The organism is Erythrobacter sp. HL-111 (genome assembly GCF_900105095.1).
Classification (GTDB): domain Bacteria; phylum Pseudomonadota; class Alphaproteobacteria; order Sphingomonadales; family Sphingomonadaceae; genus Erythrobacter.
This window is the reverse complement of the sequence record NZ_LT629743.1, coordinates 544,126-559,337: the sequence shown is the minus strand read 5'-3', so window position 1 is coordinate 559,337 and position 15,212 is coordinate 544,126. Positions and strand designations below refer to the sequence as shown.

Genomic DNA, 15,212 nt, shown 5'->3' with positions numbered 1-15,212 from the left:
CTCTTTCAAGCCCTGGCCCGAGCCGCCAGCGATCGACCGAAAGTCGCTCGCACCACAGGGCGAGGATCCGGCGGGGCGGGCGGTGCGTCGTTGCTGGCGCGGCTTTCGGGGCGGAGGGGGCGGTCGGTGCGGAGGCGTCCGTCGTCATCGCGAAGGGTCCATGTTCCGGGAATGTGGGAGCGCGCGCGGAACAGTTCGGCAGACCACGCTGCAGCGCCGGGCGCATCGCCGTTCCAGCGCGGGCGGGCGGAAGGCGCCGGCCCCACCCGCCAGCGCATCCGCGCCGAGGAGAGATCGGCCTCGGCATCGAGCCGGACCAGCCACAGCGCGATGCCGTGCTTCTCCGCCGTCAGGCTGAGCCGGCGCGAGGCGGTGAAATCGAGGCTGCGCGGATTGCCCGCGATTTCCCCGATCACGCAGGCAAGTTCGCGGCAGCGCAGCCCCTCCTCCAGCGCGAACAGCGCGTCTTCGGGCGTGCGCGCGGCGACGTGGATCAGCCGACCTTGCAGGTCGCGCGGCAGGCCGTGGAGATAGGGCCGCCCGCCCCGCTCGATCGCGCGCGCGTCCTGCACCCACAGGACGTGACGCCGGTCATGCGGTTCGGCGAGCCGGTCGGGCACGGCGGCCGCGGCGGCGAGCGCATCGCGGGCTAGCGCCAGTGCGAAGCCCGCCCCGCTCGCATCGCCGGCGCAGGCGAAGATCTCGCTGTGGAGCGGCTGCCGGGCAAGGCCCGGTCGCCAGCGGTTCTCCCGCCGGAGCGCGCAAGGGACAGGATCGCCGGCCGACAGGCGCGCGGCCGCCCCTCCCCCGCGCGGGCGGGCGGGGACGGGAAAGGCGCGGAACGCCGAAGCTCGGTCGAGGAATGCGGATCGGGTCATGGGAACTGCTCATCGCAAAGGACTCGCGGGGAGCCCTTGTGTTCCCATTATGTTCCACGTGGAACGCGATTGCAAGCGCGCTCGTCGCGCCCGTCCCCGCGCGCTGCAACTACCCCGCGCCGAGCGTCGCGAAGAGCCGCGCCGTCGTCTCGGGGAAGATCCCGCTAACGAGGATCAGCGCCAGCATCAGGGGGCAGAACCAGCGCACCAGGAAAAGCCAGAACCGGTGCACCCCGCCGCCGAGCCCGCTTTCCTCGTCGAGCAGGCGGCGCGAGACTACCCAGCCGACGAAAACCGAGGTAAGCAGCGCCCCGATCGGCATGGTCAGCTTGCCGGTGAAGGAATCGAGCAGGTCGAGGATGCCCAGCCCCTCGAACAAGGGGATGAAGCCCAGGGGATGGAACCCCGCGAGCGCGCCGGTCGACAGCGCCGAAAGCACGCCCAGCACGGCCGCCGCGCCCGTCACCAACATCGCGGCCACCGGACGCGCGAGGCCGAGCCGGTCCATCGCCCAGGAAGTCGGAGCCTCCATAAGGCTGACCGAACTCGTCAGGGCGGCGAAGGCGACCATGACGAAGAAGGCGAGCCCGATCAGCGTGCCGAACGGCAGGTCGGAAAAGGCGTGCGGCAGGGTCTGGAACATGAGGCCGAGCCCGCCGCTCGGCTCGAGCCCGGCGGCAAAGACGATCGGGAAGATGCACAGCCCCGCGATCAGCGCGACCGCCGTGTCGGCCCCGGCGATCACCCCGCTGGTGCTCGCGAGGTTCACGTCGCGCCCGACGTAAGCGCCGTAGGTCACCATCCCGGCGACCCCCAGCGACAGCGAGAAGAAGGCCTGGCCGACGGCGGCCAGCATCACCTCGCCCGTCAGCTTTTCGGGCTCGAAGGTGAAGAGATAATCCACCGTGCGCGCCATCGCCCCGCCGAACATCCCGTAGATCGTGATCGCCAGCAGCAGGAAGAAGAAGGCGGGCATGAGATAGACCGCGACCTTCTCGATCCCGCCCGACACCCCGCGCGCGACGAAGAGGAAGGTGATCGCGAGGAACACGATGTCGAGCAGGCTGGTGGAAAGCCCGTCGCTCACCATCGCGCCGAACAGCGCGTCGACCTCCTCGAAACTGCTGCCCGCGAACGCGCCGCTCGCGGGGCCGGACAGGAAGACATCGGCGCCGAACAGGCCGATGTAGTACAGCACCCAGCCGCCCAGCACGCAGTAGAAGCTGAGCACGAGAAAGGCCGAGAACACGCCGAGCGAGGCGACGATGCTCCAGGCCCCCGATCCGCCCGATTCCTCGGCGATCCGGCGAAAGCTGAGCGGGGCGGCGGCCTGGCCGTGGCGCCCGATGAGCACTTCGGACAGCAGCACCGGCAGCCCGATCAGCACGACGCAGAAGATGTAGAACAGGACGAAGGCGCCGCCGCCATTGGCCCCGGCCTCGGCCGGAAAGCGCACGAGATTGCCGAGCCCGACGGCCGAGCCGATCGCCGCGAGTACGAAGGCGCTGCGCGAGGACCAGCCCTCGCGCGCGGTCGTGCCGGTGGATGCTACCATGTCCTGTGAAAAACCCTCTTGTCGCGCCGCCGCGGCGTGCGCTCCTGTCCGTCCCTTTGCAACCCTAGTGCAACGAAAAGCGCCGCGCGCCAAGGGCAGTCTTTGCCTTTGCGTTGGCACGGCGCTAAGTGCGGCGGCCATGTCCACCACCTTCCAGCTCGACACGAGCACCAGCCGGGCCAATCCCACCCCGCAGCCGATGAAGCGGCTGACCGTGCCGCGCATCCGCGCGCGCAAGGTGGACGGCGTGACCGAGGAACCGCTGGTCATGCTGACGGCCTACACCGCGCGCCAGGCGCAGCTGCTCGACGCGCATTGCGACCTCCTGCTGGTGGGCGATTCGCTCGGCCAGGTGATCTACGGCCTGCCTTCCACCATCCCCGTGACGATGGAGATGATGGCGAACCACGGCGCGGCGGTGGTCCGGGGGAGCTATCACGCGGTCGTGGTGATCGACATGCCCTTCGGCTCCTATGAAGCATCGCCCGAGCAGGCTTTCGAAAGCGCCGCGCGCCTGCTCAAGGAAACCGGCGCCGCCGCAGTCAAGCTCGAGGGCGGCGCGGCGATGGCGCCGACGGTCGAATTCCTCGCTTCGCGGGGCATCCCGGTGATGGGCCATGTCGGGCTCACCCCGCAGGCGGTCAACGTGCTCGGCGGCTATGCCGCGCGCGGGCGCTCCGATGCCGAAGCCGGGAAGATCGTCAGCGATGCGAAAGCACTGGATGAAGCCGGCGCCTTTGCCGTCGTGGTCGAGGGCGTGGTCGAACCGATCGCGATTGCCGTCACCGAAGCGGTTTCCTGCCCAACCATCGGGATCGGCGCTTCGGCCAAATGCGACGGCCAAGTGCTCGTCACCGACGACATGCTCGGGATGTTCGAGCGCGTGCCGCGGTTCGTGAAGCGTTACGAAAACATCGCCGAGATCATCGAGAAAACCGTCGCCACCTACGCCGGCGAAGTGCGCGCGCGCAGCTTTCCGGGCGAGGAACAGACCTACCAGCCCAAGGATTGAGAGCGAACCTACCGCTGTCCTTTCCTTCCCTGCCGGAATCCCCGCCGCCATGCAGACCCTGCTTCGCTACTACACCTTCTCGCTGGTTTTCACCGCGGCCTGTTTTGCCGGGGCGGCCTATTACGGCTGGGTCAGCAGCGGCACCCTTGGCGGGATGCTCTCGGTCCTGTGGATCGTCATCGTCCTGTCGGTCCTCGAGGTCTCGCTCAGTTTCGACAACGCGGTGGTGAACGCAACCGTGCTGCGCGAAATGGACCCGGTGTGGCAGCAGCGCTTTCTCACCATCGGGATTCTGATCGCGGTGTTCGGGATGCGGATCGTCTTTCCCATCGCCATCGTCTCGATCGCGGCCAATATCGGCCCCTGGGCGGCGGTGGAACTCTCGCTCGGCAATCCGCAGGAATACGAACGCATCGTCTCCGAAGCCCATATCGGGATCGCCGGGTTCGGCGGGGCCTTCCTCGCGATGGTGGGCCTCTCCTTCTTCTTCGACGCGGACAAGGAAGTGCACTGGATCGGCGCGCTCGAACGGGGCATCAACCGTTTCTCCACCCTCCCCGCGGTCGAGATCGGGCTGGTCCTCGGCATCCTCTACGGCGTCTCGACCCTGCTTTCGGCGGAGGAATCGCTCACCTTCCTCACCGCAGGCGTGCTCGGCCTGCTCACCTACATCGCGGTCAACGCGCTCGGCGAATGGATCGAGCAGCGCGAGCAGGCGAAGAAGGCGAGCGGGGAACTGGTGCGCTCGGGCCTCGGCGGGTTCCTCTATCTCGAGGTGCTCGACGCGAGCTTCAGCTTCGACGGGGTGATCGGGGCCTTCGCCCTGTCGAACAACATGATCGTCATCGCCATCGGCCTGTCGGTCGGCGCGATGTTCGTGCGTTCGATGACGGTCCACCTCGTGCGCGCGGGGACGCTCGCGCAGTATCGCTATCTCGAACACGGCGCGTTCTGGGCGATCATTGTGCTGGGGGCGATCATGCTCCTGTCGGCGCGCTGGCATATCCCGGAAACGATCACCGGGCTGGTCGGCGCGGTGCTGATCGGGCTGTCGCTCTACTGGTCGATCCGTCACAACCGCGCGGAGACGCGCGCCGAGGCTAGCGCGGCTCCCGCGCGAGGCGGCTAGCGAGCGGGGCGGCCGCGACCAGCTGCAACAGGTGGTAGAGCAGCAGCGGCGCGATCACGAAGCCGGCCTGCGCGGGCACGAACAGGATCGCGGCCATGGGGGCGCCGATCGCGACGCTTTTCTGCGACCCGGCGAAAAGAAACGCGATCCGCTCGGCCCGCGCCAGGCCGAGCGCGCCCCCGGCGAACCACGCGCCCGCTATGGCAATGCCCAGGAAAGCGGCGACCAGCCCCAGGAGCATCGCCCATTGGGCCGCGCCGAACAGGCTGCCCAGCCCCTGCTCCACCGCGCCGGAGAAGGCGACATAGACCGCGATCCCGATCACCCCCCGATCGAGCCAGGCGATGCTGGCCCTGCGTTCGATCACCCACGCCCGCGTCCAACGTTGCACGGCCTGCCCGATGACGAAGGGCAGCACGAGGATCACGCCGATCCGCGCGATCGTCTCGTATCCGATCTCCGCCGCCGCCCCGCCGCCGAGCAGCGCAAAGAGCGGCGCGGTGACGAACACCCCGGCAATGTTGACGAGCGCCGCGCCGACGACCGACAGGGCGACGTTCCCGCCGGCGAGGCTGGTGTAGCTCGTCGCGGATTGCACGGTCGAGGGCAGGCAGCCGAAATAGAGAAAGCCGAGCGCGACCAGCGGCGGCAGGGTCAGCTGGGCTATCTGCATGAAGCCGAGCCCGACGAGCGCCATCACCCCGAAGATCCACCCGAGCAGCGGGACGAAATAGCGCCAGTTCGCCAGTCCCTGCGCGATCTCGGCGCGCGCTATCCGCATTCCGTTGACGAGAAAAAGAACGAAGATCGCCCCGTTCGACACCAGCTGCGCCAGCCCGCGCGCCTCGCCGGTCGCGGGCAGGACCGCCGCGAGCGCGGTCGCGATCACGAGGACCGCGATCATCGGGTCGGCGAGCATGGCAAAACGCGCGGGCATGGGACGCGCCCCTGCCCGCGCCCGCGCCGGATGTCGAGCGCCTATCGCGCCGCGAAACCGTGCGGGGCGAGCGCCTGTGCCGCCGCGGAAAACCGCTCCGCCTCGCCCGTTTCCCCGAGCGCCCCGGCGACCTCGGCGCGCAGACGCAGGAGGGCCGGATCGCTGCCCGCCCCGAGCGCGATCGCCCGATCGAGCAGGAGCTTCGCGCGCAGCCAGTCCTCGCGCCGCGCGCTGGCCGCCGCCAGCATGACGAGCGCTTCGGCATTGTGCGGCTCGCCCGCGACGTGGCGGGCAAGCAGGACTTCGGCCGCCTCCTCGTCCCCGACCTCGCGATAGGCGCGGATCGCCTTCTTCGCGAGCGGCCAGGGCCGCCGCACCATGGCCGCACCGCGGTAGAGCGCCAGTGCGCCAGCCGCATCGCCCGCCGCGAGGGCGGCGTCCCCCGCGAGCGCGCTGATGTCCGAGGAGGCGGGAAAGCGGCGCCGCAGCGCATCGCCTGCGCGCCGTGCCGCCGCGCGATCGCCCGCGGCGAGCAGCGCGCGCAGCCGGGCGGTCGGGCCGGGCAACGCGTCATTCCCCGCGAGCAGGCCGGTGCCTTCGCTCGGCCCGGCCGCGGCGCGTTCGAGGAAAGGCGCCGCCGCATCCCGTTCGCCGAGCCGTTCGAACGCGCGTCCCACCAGCATCGCCAGGAAGGGCGAGGCATCGTCCCGCCGCGCGCGGCCCGCGTGAAGGTCGACCAGTTCCCGGTCCCTCCGCCCAAGCCAGAGCGCGTGGGCGTGGAGGTCGGCCACCCGGACATTGCCGGGCTGGCGACGCGCGAGAGCGGAGAGCTTGGCCGCCGCGCTGTCGTGATTGGCCTGTGCAAGGTCGACCAGCGCGTCGAGCAGCACGGCGGCCGGCACGCCCTGCTCCACCAGGCCGCTGCGCGCCAGCAGGCTGCGCGCGAGCACGTTTTCCCCGGCCCGCGCGGCGAGCACGGCGCGCAGGAAATGCCCCCTGCCCGCTTCCGGCGCGGCCTCCGGCAATCCCTGGAGCGCGCCGAGCATGGCGCGGTAATCCCCGCCCTCGCCCAGCGTCGCCGCGCGGTCGAGCATGATTTCGGCATTGCCGGGATCGGCGGCAAGCGCGGCGTCGTACCAGCCGCGGGCCGCGCGAAAACCGTGGGCGTCGCGCACCAGCTGGGCGCGCATCAGCAGCGCCGGGCCATGCGCGGGATCGAGCGCGAGCGCCCGCTCCACCGCGTCGATCGCCGCGATCTGTTCGCCCCCGCGAAAGCGCAGGCGGGCGATGTCGGCCCACACGGCAGGGTTCTCCGGCTCCAGCGCAAGCGCCTCGTCGAGCAGCCGCCCCGCCCGGGCAAGGTCGCCCTCCCCCGCCGCGCCCCGCGCCTGTTCGACCAGCGCAAGGAAGGTATCGCTCCCGGCAGGCGCGGCGGCCTCCGCCTCGGCCAGCGGCTCGGCGCATCCCGGGAGCGCCAGCGCCGCCGCGGCCAGCGCCGCGCCGAACGCCAAGTCAGGTCTGGAGGTCATACTGCTTGAGCAGGTCGTAGAGCGTCGGCCGGCTGATCCCGAGCAGCTTCGCCGTGTTCGAGATGTTCCCCTCGCTGCGTGCGAGGGCATGGCGGATCACCCGCCGGTCCGACTGTTCGCGCGCCGCCTTGAGGTTGAGCACTTCGGCATCCTCCTGCGCGTCGCCCGCGAAATCGAGGTCGTCGGCGCTCACCAGCTTGCCGTCGGCCATGATCACCGCGCGCTTCACCCGGTTTTCGAGCTCGCGCACGTTGCCCGGCCATTCGTGCGCGTCGATCGCGGCGAGCGCGTCGGGCGCGAAGCCGGTGACGGCGGGGTTCATCTCCCTTGCGAAGCGCTTGAGGAAGGTCTTGGCGAGCAGGACGGCATCGCCGTGGCGCTCGGCAAGTCCGGGGATCCGCACCACGATCTCGGCAAGGCGATAGAACAGGTCCTCGCGGAAGGTCCCCTCGGTAATCATCGCTTCGAGATTCTGGTGCGTCGCGCACACGATCCGGGTGTCGACCGCGATCGCCTTGCGCCCGCCGATCCGTTCGATCGTGCGCTCCTGCAGGAAGCGCAGCAGCTTGACCTGCAGCGGCAGCGGGATGTCGCCGACCTCGTCGAGGAAGAGCGTGCCGCCATGGGCGCTTTCGATCTTGCCCTCGGTGGTCTTGACCGCGCCGGTGAAGGCGCCCCTTTCGTGCCCGAACAGCTCGCTTTCGAGGAGGTTTTCGGGGATCGCGGCGCAATTGATCGCGACAAAGGGGCCTCCCGCGCGGTCGCTGGCATCGTGGAGCCCCTTTGCCAGCAATTCCTTGCCGGTCCCGCTTGCGCCCAGCAGCATGACCGAAACGCTGGTGCGCGCGACGCGTTCGATCGTGCGGGCGACCTTGACCATTTCGGGTGCCGCGGTGATCAGCCGGCCGAGCACGGTCTTCTCCTCGCCCGAACGCGCCAGGAGGCGGCGGTTTTCCTGCTCGATCAGGTGGAGCGCGAAGGCGCGCCGGACGATAAGGCCGAGCTGGTCGATATCGACGGGCTTCTGGTAGAAGTCATAGGCCCCGCGGTCGATCGCCTGCAGCGCGCTCTCGCGCGCGCCATGGCCGCTGGCGACGATCACCTTGGTGTCGGGCTTCAGCGCCATGATCGCGTCGAGCACGGCGAAGCCTTCGCTCGTCCCGTCGGGATCGGGCGGAAGCCCGAGATCGAGCGTGACCACCGCGGGCGCTTCGCTGCGAAGCGCGGCGATCGCGCTGTCGCGATCCCCGGCGATGACGACGTTGAAATCGTCATAGGCCCATTTGAGCTGGGCCTGCAGGCCCTCGTCGTCCTCGATCACGAGGAGGTTGGGTTTCTTGTCAGCCATCATGCGACCTCGTTCTGGGGGGCTGTAGCGGGAGTGCCCGCCGTGCCGTCGAGGCGCGCGGCCTCCGGCAACGGCAGGGTGACGGAAAAGCGGCTGCCGAGCCCTTCGCGCGATTCGACGGTGAGCCGCCCGCCCATCGCCCGGATCATCTCGCGCGCCTCGAACGCGCCGATGCCGAAGCCGCCCTGCTTGGACGAGACGAACGGCTTGAACAGCGAATTGCGGACGAATTCGGGCGACATGCCATGGCCGCTGTCGACGATGTCGATCCGCCCCGTGATCCCGTCGCGCACCGCGTCGAGACGGACCGGAACGTCCGCCTCGCTCGCATCGATCGCGTTCTGCACGAGATGGATCAGCGCCTGTTCGAGCGCATCGCGGTCGCCGATCACCTCCACCCGCTCGGCCTTGGTGAGCGTGACCGGATGGCCCCCGGCAAAGCGATCCGCGATCCCCCCGGCGAGCGCCGCGAGGTCGAACCGCGAGCGCTCCTGCACCGGGCCGGTCCCGTAGCGGCCGAGCCGGGCGAGGAGCGCGGTCAGTTTTTCCGAGGATTTCCTGAGCGTCACCAGCATGTCGGCGCGGAAGGCGGGATTGTCGGCGTGCTTTTCGGCATTCGCGGCGAGCAGCGACATCTGGCTCGCAAGGTTCTTGATGTCGTGCATGACGAAGGCCATGCGCCGGTTGAACTCGTCGAAGCGGCTCGCGTCCATCAGCGCCTGCTGCCCGGCCTGTTCGGCGAGGTAGCTCGCCAATTGCTGCCCGGCGACGCGCAGGAGGTCGAAATCCTCCCAGTCGAGCCGCCGCATGGTCCGCGGGCGGGCAAGGACAATGGCGCCGACGAGCCGCTCGAAATGGATGAGCGGCACGAGCGCCCAGGCATCCTCCGCCTCGCGCAGCCAAGCCGGGACCTCGGCCGCCTCGCCGTGGTGGTCGATCCCTGCGCGCACCTCGTCGAGGTCGAGGATGTGGTGGTGCATCTCGAGCAGGCCCGAAAGCGCATATTCGCCCGCGATCGCCGGGACTTCGATGGTCGGCCAGTTCCAGCGCGCGGTGAGTTCGAGCTGCGCCTCCTCGTTCGGCACCAGCAGCAGGCCCGCCGGGCTGTCGGTGATGTCGGCGATGGCCTTGACCGCGCGCTGCTGGAAGCTCGCCGAACCGCCCGAACCGTGGCCGATCGTGCGGGTGAAGCGCAGCCATTCGGCGCGGTAGTCGTAGCGGTGCTGGAACAGGTGCTTCGTCGCCATCACCCTGATCCAGGAGCGGACGCGCTCGGACGGCAGCCAGATCACCGCGCAGACGATGGCGATGACGAGGAACACCACCTGCCCGGTGCGCGCGATGTCCCCGCCGATCAGCGCGAGCGAACGCGTCACCAGCACCATCACCGCAAGGTAGCTGCCGATCACCAGCAGCGAGAGAGTCTGGAACGTCACCGCGCGCGAGGGCCGCAGCTGCAGGCTCGCCCCGCGCGCATTGGCCCCGATCGCGAGCAGCCCGACCATCGCCCCGGTGAAGAGGCCGCGCAGCGCGACCAGCGCCTCGGGGCTTTCCCCGCCGAGATAGGCGATGGTGTGAAGATTGAGATCGTAGCCGAACACTCCCGCCAGCGCGATGCCGCTCCAGCGCAGCACCTCGCGCGAGGCGGCGGCGGCGCCGGCGTAGAGATTGTGCAGCAGCACCAGCGCGCCGATGGCGACGAGCATGGCGAGGATCGTCGAGGCCTCGAAGATCGCCTGGTCGAGCCGGACCGGGGCGGCACCCACCCTGAGCTCGACCGCGAGCGTCACCGGCTGGAGCAGTTCGACGAGCACGAGGGCGAAGATCACCGGCCGGATCGGGCGCAGGCTTTCGTCGCGCCCGTCGGCCGAGAACAGGCGGAAGATCATCGCGATGAAGGCGAGATTGCGCGCCGTCGCGATCAGCTCGGTCGCGGGCGCATCGGCCCCGAGCGCCGCGCCGAGCACGCACCACAGCGCGGTCAGCGTCGCGGCCGCGAGCGCCGATTCGCGATCGGGCCGCGTGCGGTCGCCATAGCGCGCGATCCACACCAGCGCGCCTGCCGCCAGCACCGCGCCCGCGATCATGCAGACCATGCCGAGATAGGGCGCGAGGCTCGCCGAAAGCATCATCGCGCGCCCTCCGGCCACAGGATCACCCGCACCGTCTGCAGCAGGATGACGAAATCGAGGAAGGGCGTGTAGTTCTTGGCGTAATAGAGGTCGTATTCGAGCTTGTGCCGGCTGTCCTCGGTCGAGGCGCCGTAGGGATAGTTGATCTGCGCCCAGCCGGTGATGCCGGGCTTTACCATGTGCCGTTCGCCATAGAAGGGAATCTGCTCCTCCAGGTCTTCGACGAATTGCGGGACTTCCGGGCGCGGGCCGACGAAGCTCATCTGGCCCATGAGCACGCTCCAGGCCTGCGGCAGTTCGTCGATGCGGACCTTGCGGATGAACCGGCCGAGCCGCGTGATGCGCGGGTCGTTCTCCTCGGCCCATTTCGCCCCGTCCTTTTCGGCATCGGTCCGCATCGAGCGCAGCTTCACGATCCGGAAAGGCTCACCGTAGAGCCCGACCCGCTCCTGCCGGAAGAAGGCGGGACCCTTGCTGTCGAGCTTCACCAGCACCGCGAACAGCGCGATGATCGGGAAGGTGAAGAACAGCAGGACGAGGCTCGCGACGATGTCGAACAGGCGCTTGACCGCGCTCGAGAACATCCGCCCGCTCGAAAAGCCGTCGGAGAAGATCAGCCAGGACGGATTGACGGTGTCGAGATCGACCCGCCCGGTTTCGCGCTCCATGAAGCTGGAGAAATCGTTGACGTGGACGCCCTTGGTCTTGATCCGCAGCAGGTCCTTGAGCGGCAGCGCGTTGCGGCGCTCCTGCAGGGCGAGGACGACTTCGGACACGCCGAGATTCTCGACGAAGCGGCCGAGATCATGGATCGCCTCGCGCGCGATCGCCTCCTCGACGACCCGCTCGGGCTCTCCCATGGCGATGTAGGAGACGATGACGAAACCGCTTTCGGGCCGCTCGCCCAGTTCGCGCAGGCGCTGCGCCCGGTCGCCCGCGCCGAGCACCATGACCCGCCGCCGGAAGGCCGAGGAGCCGAGGAAGCTGTTGAGCAGCAGCCGGTCGCCGACCAGCACGAGGATCGCGAAACCCATCGCGTAGAGCAGGGTCGAACGCCAGAAGGTGCTGCCCGGCAGGATGAAGTCGATCGTCGCAAGCGCGATGATGCCGAGGCTGATCGCGACCAGCAGCCGCGCCCCGGCAAACCGCAGCGAACGCAGCGCATTGGGGCCGTAGACCCCGACCGCGATCATCGCCAGCCACACCACCAGCCCGGTCGCAAGGAGAGGCAGCCAGCGTTCGCCGATCGGCCCCGGCTCCATCGCGATCTGCGTGGCGCGCAACTGCCAGGCCATCTCGCTCGCCAGCACCAGCAGCGCGAGGTCCAGCAGGCCAAGCAGGATCACGGCGTGCGGGATGTAGTGCTTGAACAGGCGGATCATCGGCGCAGCGGGCCTCGGGTGGCGGGGATGGGCACGCCCCCCCTCTAGGGCCGAGAGCTTAAGTGTCGGTAAACCTTACACAGCCCGGGCAAACCCGCGGCGTTCCTGTCCTGCGAGGGTTAACGGGTTCACAATTGCTGCGCGCGGGCAAGCCGTGCGGTCGCGGGGGTCAGGCAATCCGCCCTGCCGCAGCGCGGGCAGCCGCCGCCCAGCGGGACCGCGTCCTCGGGCGCGAGCGAGATGCCGCGCGCCTGCGCGAGTTCGCCGGCGAAGCGCGCCTCGACCCCCAGCACGATCGCGCGCCGGGCCGAACACGCCGCCCCGTCGACCTCGACCGTGCGGGCGATGGTGAACCAGTGGCGCGGCGCCGCCTCGCCCTCGCCGAAGGTCACGGCCTGGGTGAGCATCTGCCCGCGGCTCTCGAACGCGGCATAGGGCACCCACGCCGGCCAGCGCGCCCCGGCGAGCGGATAGAGCGCCCCGCTCGCCCCCGCGGTGAAGCCGAGCATCCGCCCCGTGCGCCCGAAGCGCGCGCTGAAGAAGGGCAGGCCCCGCTCGCCCACCCGCTGGAGCGTGGTCAATCGCTGGGCGAGCTGGTCGAAACTGACCGCGAATCGCCGCTGGAGCACGGCGAGGTCGTAGCCGGTCTGTTCGCAGGCCCGCATGAAGCGGCGATAGGGCATCAGCAGGGCGGCGGCGAGATAGTCGAGCACGTGATTGCGGAAGGCCGCGCGCGCCTCGTCGCTGGCGAGCTTCGCGCCCGCGACCAGTTCCTCGATCGCGTCGCGCTGTTCGAGCGCGCCGACCTGCCGCGCGATCTGGAACCGCCGCGCCGCACCCGGGAGCATTTCGGACAGCTGCAATTGCCGCGCGTGAAGGTCCAGTCGCTGGACCATGCCCGGCATGACCTCGGCGGGGAGGATCCGGACCGACAGGCGGTGCTGTTCGCGCAGGCGTTCCCCGAGCGCGGCGGCCATGTCCCCGCGCGAGAGGCGCAATTCGTCGGCGAGGTCCTCGGCCGCGTGGTCGAGATCGGCGAAGTGGTTCTGCCAGCGCTCGACCGCCTCGCGTGCGTCCCCTTCCGGGTCCTCGACCCGCGCGGCGACCTCGCCCGCATTGTCGTACAGCCGCGCGAAGGCGGCGGCGGCCTGCGGGGCGGCGGAGAGGAATTCCTGCACCTCCTCGCGGTCGATCCCGAGATCGGCGAATCGCTTGTCGGAGAGGCGGCGCACGAGCCCGTCGACCCCGCCGATCGCCTCGTCCTCGCGCAGGGACCGGGGGTCGAAATCGAAGCGTTCGATCACCTGCACCAGCACGCGCGCCGAAAGCGGGCGCTGGTTGCGTTCGATGAGGTTGAGATAGGAGGGCGAGATGCCGAGCGCGGCGGCCATGGCGGCCTGCGTCAGGCCCTCGCGTTTGCGCAGGCGGCGCAGGGAGGGTCCGGCGAGAAGGGCACTTTCGGACATGATCGGGGTTCCGGGCGGATCGGGTTTGTAAATACCTTTACACTCTTACACCGATTTTCCGCGAAATCACCCCATAGAGACAAGATATTCTGTAATTTTTCCTGTCATGCTGCACCGCAGCGCGCCACATGCGGTTCATCCACTCCCCAGGACACGAAGGAGATCGAACAGCCATGACCTACCAGGACACCATCGCCCATATGCAGAACGTCGTCGGCAAGAACGGCAACTGGGTCGGGATCGACCCCGAAAGCGCCGCGCGCATGGTCATCCAGAACCGTTTCCGCACCGGGCTCGACATCGCGAAGTACACCGCGAAGATCATGCGCGAGGACATGGCGGCCTACGACGCCGATCCGTCGCAGTATACCCAGTCGCTCGGTTGCTGGCACGGCTTCATCGGCCAGCAGAAGATGATCTCCATCAAGAAGCATTTCGGCTCGACCAAGCGTCGCTACCTCTATCTTTCGGGCTGGATGGTGGCCGCGCTGCGGAGCGATTTCGGCCCGCTGCCCGACCAGTCGATGCACGAGAAGACCGCCGTGCCGGACCTGATCGGCGAGCTTTACACCTTTCTCAAGCAGGCCGACGCGCGCGAGCTCGGCATGATGTTCCGCGCGCTCGACGCGGCGCGCGAGGCGGGTGACGAGGTCAAGGCCCGCGAGATCCAGAAGAACATCGACAGCTACGAAACCCACGTCGTGCCGATCATCGCCGACATCGACGCAGGGTTCGGCAATGCCGAGGCGACCTATCTCCTCGCCAAGAAGATGGTCGAGGCGGGCGCCTGCGCGCTCCAGATCGAGAACCAGGTCTCCGACGAAAAGCAGTGCGGCCACCAGGACGGCAAGGTGACGGTCCCGCACGAGGATTTCATCGCCAAGATCCGCGCCTGCCGCCACGCCTTCCTCGAGCTCGGCATCGACGACGGCATCATTGTCGCGCGCACCGATTCGCTCGGCGCCGGCCTGACCAAGCAGATCGCCTATTCGAAGGAACCGGGCGACCTCGGCGACCAGTACAACAGCTTCCTCGATGCCGAGGAGGTCGATCCCGCGAACATTACCAACGGACAGGTCTTCATCAGCCGCGACGGCAAGCTGATGGCGCCCAAGCGGCTCCCGTCGAACCTCTACCAGTTCCGCCCCGGCACCGGGGTCGACCGGGTCGTGCTCGACTGCATCACCTCGCTCCAGAACGGCGCGGACCTGCTCTGGATCGAGACCGAGAAGCCGCACGTCGAACAGATCGCGGAGATGGTCGACAAGATCCGCGAGACCGTTCCGGACGCGAAGCTGGTCTACAACAACTCGCCCTCGTTCAACTGGACGCTGAACTTCCGCCAGCAGGTGTTCGATGCGTGGGAGGAAGCGGGCAAGGACGTCTCCGCCTATGATCGCGCGCGCCTGATGAGCGTCGACTACGACGACAGCGAACTCGCCGCCGAAGCCGATGCGAAGATCCGCAGTTTCCAGGCCGATGCAGCCCGGCGCGCGGGCATCTTCCACCACCTCATCACCCTGCCGACCTACCACACCGCGGCGCTTTCGACCGACAACCTCGCACGGGAATATTTCGGCGAGGAAGCCATGCTCGGCTACGTCAAGAACGTGCAGCGCAAGGAAATCCGCGAAGGGATCGCCTGCGTGAAGCACCAGAACATGGCCGGCTCGGACATCGGCGACGATCACAAGGAATATTTCGCCGGCGAAGCGGCCCTGAAGGCGGCGGGCAAGGACAACACCATGAACCAGTTCGAAGCGGCGTGAACCGGTTCCGGCATCCCGCGGGGCCACAGGAACCGGCCTTGCGGGATGCCGGCATTGTCTGCATGAACGGCGCAG

The 15,212-nt window shown here is 68.9% G+C and carries 11 protein-coding genes; 3 read left to right on the top strand and 8 right to left on the bottom strand.

All coding sequences use genetic code 11. The annotated features are described in order from the left end of the window. Positions 1-5: 5 nt before the first annotated feature. Both BLU08_RS02685 and BLU08_RS02680 read right to left on the bottom strand, forming a co-directional pair. The gene (locus BLU08_RS02685) at positions 6-878 is read right to left on the bottom strand and encodes a recA-like protein (RefSeq protein ID WP_233996059.1); all 873 of its coding nucleotides are present in this window, start codon (positions 876-878) and stop codon (positions 6-8) included. A gap of 109 nt (positions 879-987) precedes the next feature. Then, a complete protein-coding gene (locus tag BLU08_RS02680; protein WP_090194901.1) occupies positions 988-2,433 on the bottom strand; it encodes a sodium-dependent transporter in 1,446 nt (481 codons plus the stop codon). 139 nt (positions 2,434-2,572) lie between these two features. Here BLU08_RS02680 and panB point away from each other — a divergent pair, with 139 nt between their 5' ends. After that, the gene (panB, locus tag BLU08_RS02675; protein WP_090194898.1) at positions 2,573-3,445 is read left to right on the top strand and encodes a 3-methyl-2-oxobutanoate hydroxymethyltransferase; all 873 of its coding nucleotides are present in this window, start codon (positions 2,573-2,575) and stop codon (positions 3,443-3,445) included. A 49-nt stretch (positions 3,446-3,494) separates the two neighbouring features. Beyond that, positions 3,495-4,574: a DUF475 domain-containing protein gene (locus tag BLU08_RS02670; RefSeq protein WP_172800966.1), complete on the top strand. Its 1,080-nt coding sequence runs from the start codon at positions 3,495-3,497 to the stop codon at positions 4,572-4,574. On the opposite strand, the gene BLU08_RS02665 is transcribed toward BLU08_RS02670, so the two are convergent. From BLU08_RS02665 to BLU08_RS02640, 6 genes are all read right to left on the bottom strand, one after another. Then, complete coding sequence (locus tag BLU08_RS02665) at positions 4,546-5,511, bottom strand: bile acid:sodium symporter family protein (RefSeq protein WP_090194895.1); 966 nt, start codon at positions 5,509-5,511, stop codon at positions 4,546-4,548. The genes BLU08_RS02670 and BLU08_RS02665 overlap by 29 nt on opposite strands. A gap of 41 nt (positions 5,512-5,552) precedes the next feature. Beyond that, entirely contained in the window at positions 5,553-7,040 is a 1,488-nt protein-coding gene (locus BLU08_RS02660) for a tetratricopeptide repeat protein (RefSeq protein WP_157674433.1), read from the bottom strand. After that, positions 7,024-8,388: a PEP-CTERM-box response regulator transcription factor gene (prsR, locus tag BLU08_RS02655; RefSeq protein ID WP_090194887.1), complete on the bottom strand. Its 1,365-nt coding sequence runs from the start codon at positions 8,386-8,388 to the stop codon at positions 7,024-7,026. The genes BLU08_RS02660 and prsR overlap by 17 nt, the downstream gene beginning before the upstream one ends. After that, entirely contained in the window at positions 8,388-10,520 is a 2,133-nt protein-coding gene (prsK, locus tag BLU08_RS02650; protein ID WP_090200909.1) for an XrtA/PEP-CTERM system histidine kinase PrsK, read from the bottom strand. The genes prsR and prsK overlap by 1 nt, the downstream gene beginning before the upstream one ends. After that, complete coding sequence (locus BLU08_RS02645) at positions 10,517-11,902, bottom strand: TIGR03013 family XrtA/PEP-CTERM system glycosyltransferase (RefSeq protein ID WP_090194882.1); 1,386 nt, start codon at positions 11,900-11,902, stop codon at positions 10,517-10,519. Before BLU08_RS02645 ends, prsK begins: the two co-directional genes overlap by 4 nt. 128 nt (positions 11,903-12,030) lie before the next feature. Further along, complete coding sequence (locus BLU08_RS02640) at positions 12,031-13,368, bottom strand: short-chain fatty acyl-CoA regulator family protein (protein WP_090194878.1); 1,338 nt, start codon at positions 13,366-13,368, stop codon at positions 12,031-12,033. Between the two features lie 173 nt (positions 13,369-13,541). Between BLU08_RS02640 and BLU08_RS02635 the strand changes: the two genes are divergently transcribed. Further along, on the top strand, positions 13,542-15,137 hold the full coding sequence (locus BLU08_RS02635; RefSeq protein WP_090194874.1) for an isocitrate lyase: 1,596 nt from the start codon (positions 13,542-13,544) through the stop codon (positions 15,135-15,137). Positions 15,138-15,212: the final 75 nt, after the last annotated feature.

What these genes read in the sequence shown, in the direction of transcription:
- BLU08_RS02685 (WP_233996059.1), bottom strand. Translation starts at nt 878, where the DNA reads ATGACCCGATCCGCATTCCTCGACCGAGCTTCGGCGTTCCGCGCCTTT.
- BLU08_RS02680 (WP_090194901.1), bottom strand. Translation starts at nt 2,433, where the DNA reads ATGGTAGCATCCACCGGCACGACCGCGCGCGAGGGCTGGTCCTCGCGC.
- panB (WP_090194898.1), top strand. Translation starts at nt 2,573, where the DNA reads ATGTCCACCACCTTCCAGCTCGACACGAGCACCAGCCGGGCCAATCCC.
- BLU08_RS02670 (WP_172800966.1), top strand. Translation starts at nt 3,495, where the DNA reads ATGCAGACCCTGCTTCGCTACTACACCTTCTCGCTGGTTTTCACCGCG.
- BLU08_RS02665 (WP_090194895.1), bottom strand. Translation starts at nt 5,511, where the DNA reads ATGCCCGCGCGTTTTGCCATGCTCGCCGACCCGATGATCGCGGTCCTC.
- BLU08_RS02660 (WP_157674433.1), bottom strand. Translation starts at nt 7,040, where the DNA reads ATGACCTCCAGACCTGACTTGGCGTTCGGCGCGGCGCTGGCCGCGGCG.
- prsR (WP_090194887.1), bottom strand. Translation starts at nt 8,388, where the DNA reads ATGGCTGACAAGAAACCCAACCTCCTCGTGATCGAGGACGACGAGGGC.
- prsK (WP_090200909.1), bottom strand. Translation starts at nt 10,520, where the DNA reads ATGATGCTTTCGGCGAGCCTCGCGCCCTATCTCGGCATGGTCTGCATG.
- BLU08_RS02645 (WP_090194882.1), bottom strand. Translation starts at nt 11,902, where the DNA reads ATGATCCGCCTGTTCAAGCACTACATCCCGCACGCCGTGATCCTGCTT.
- BLU08_RS02640 (WP_090194878.1), bottom strand. Translation starts at nt 13,368, where the DNA reads ATGTCCGAAAGTGCCCTTCTCGCCGGACCCTCCCTGCGCCGCCTGCGC.
- BLU08_RS02635 (WP_090194874.1), top strand. Translation starts at nt 13,542, where the DNA reads ATGACCTACCAGGACACCATCGCCCATATGCAGAACGTCGTCGGCAAG.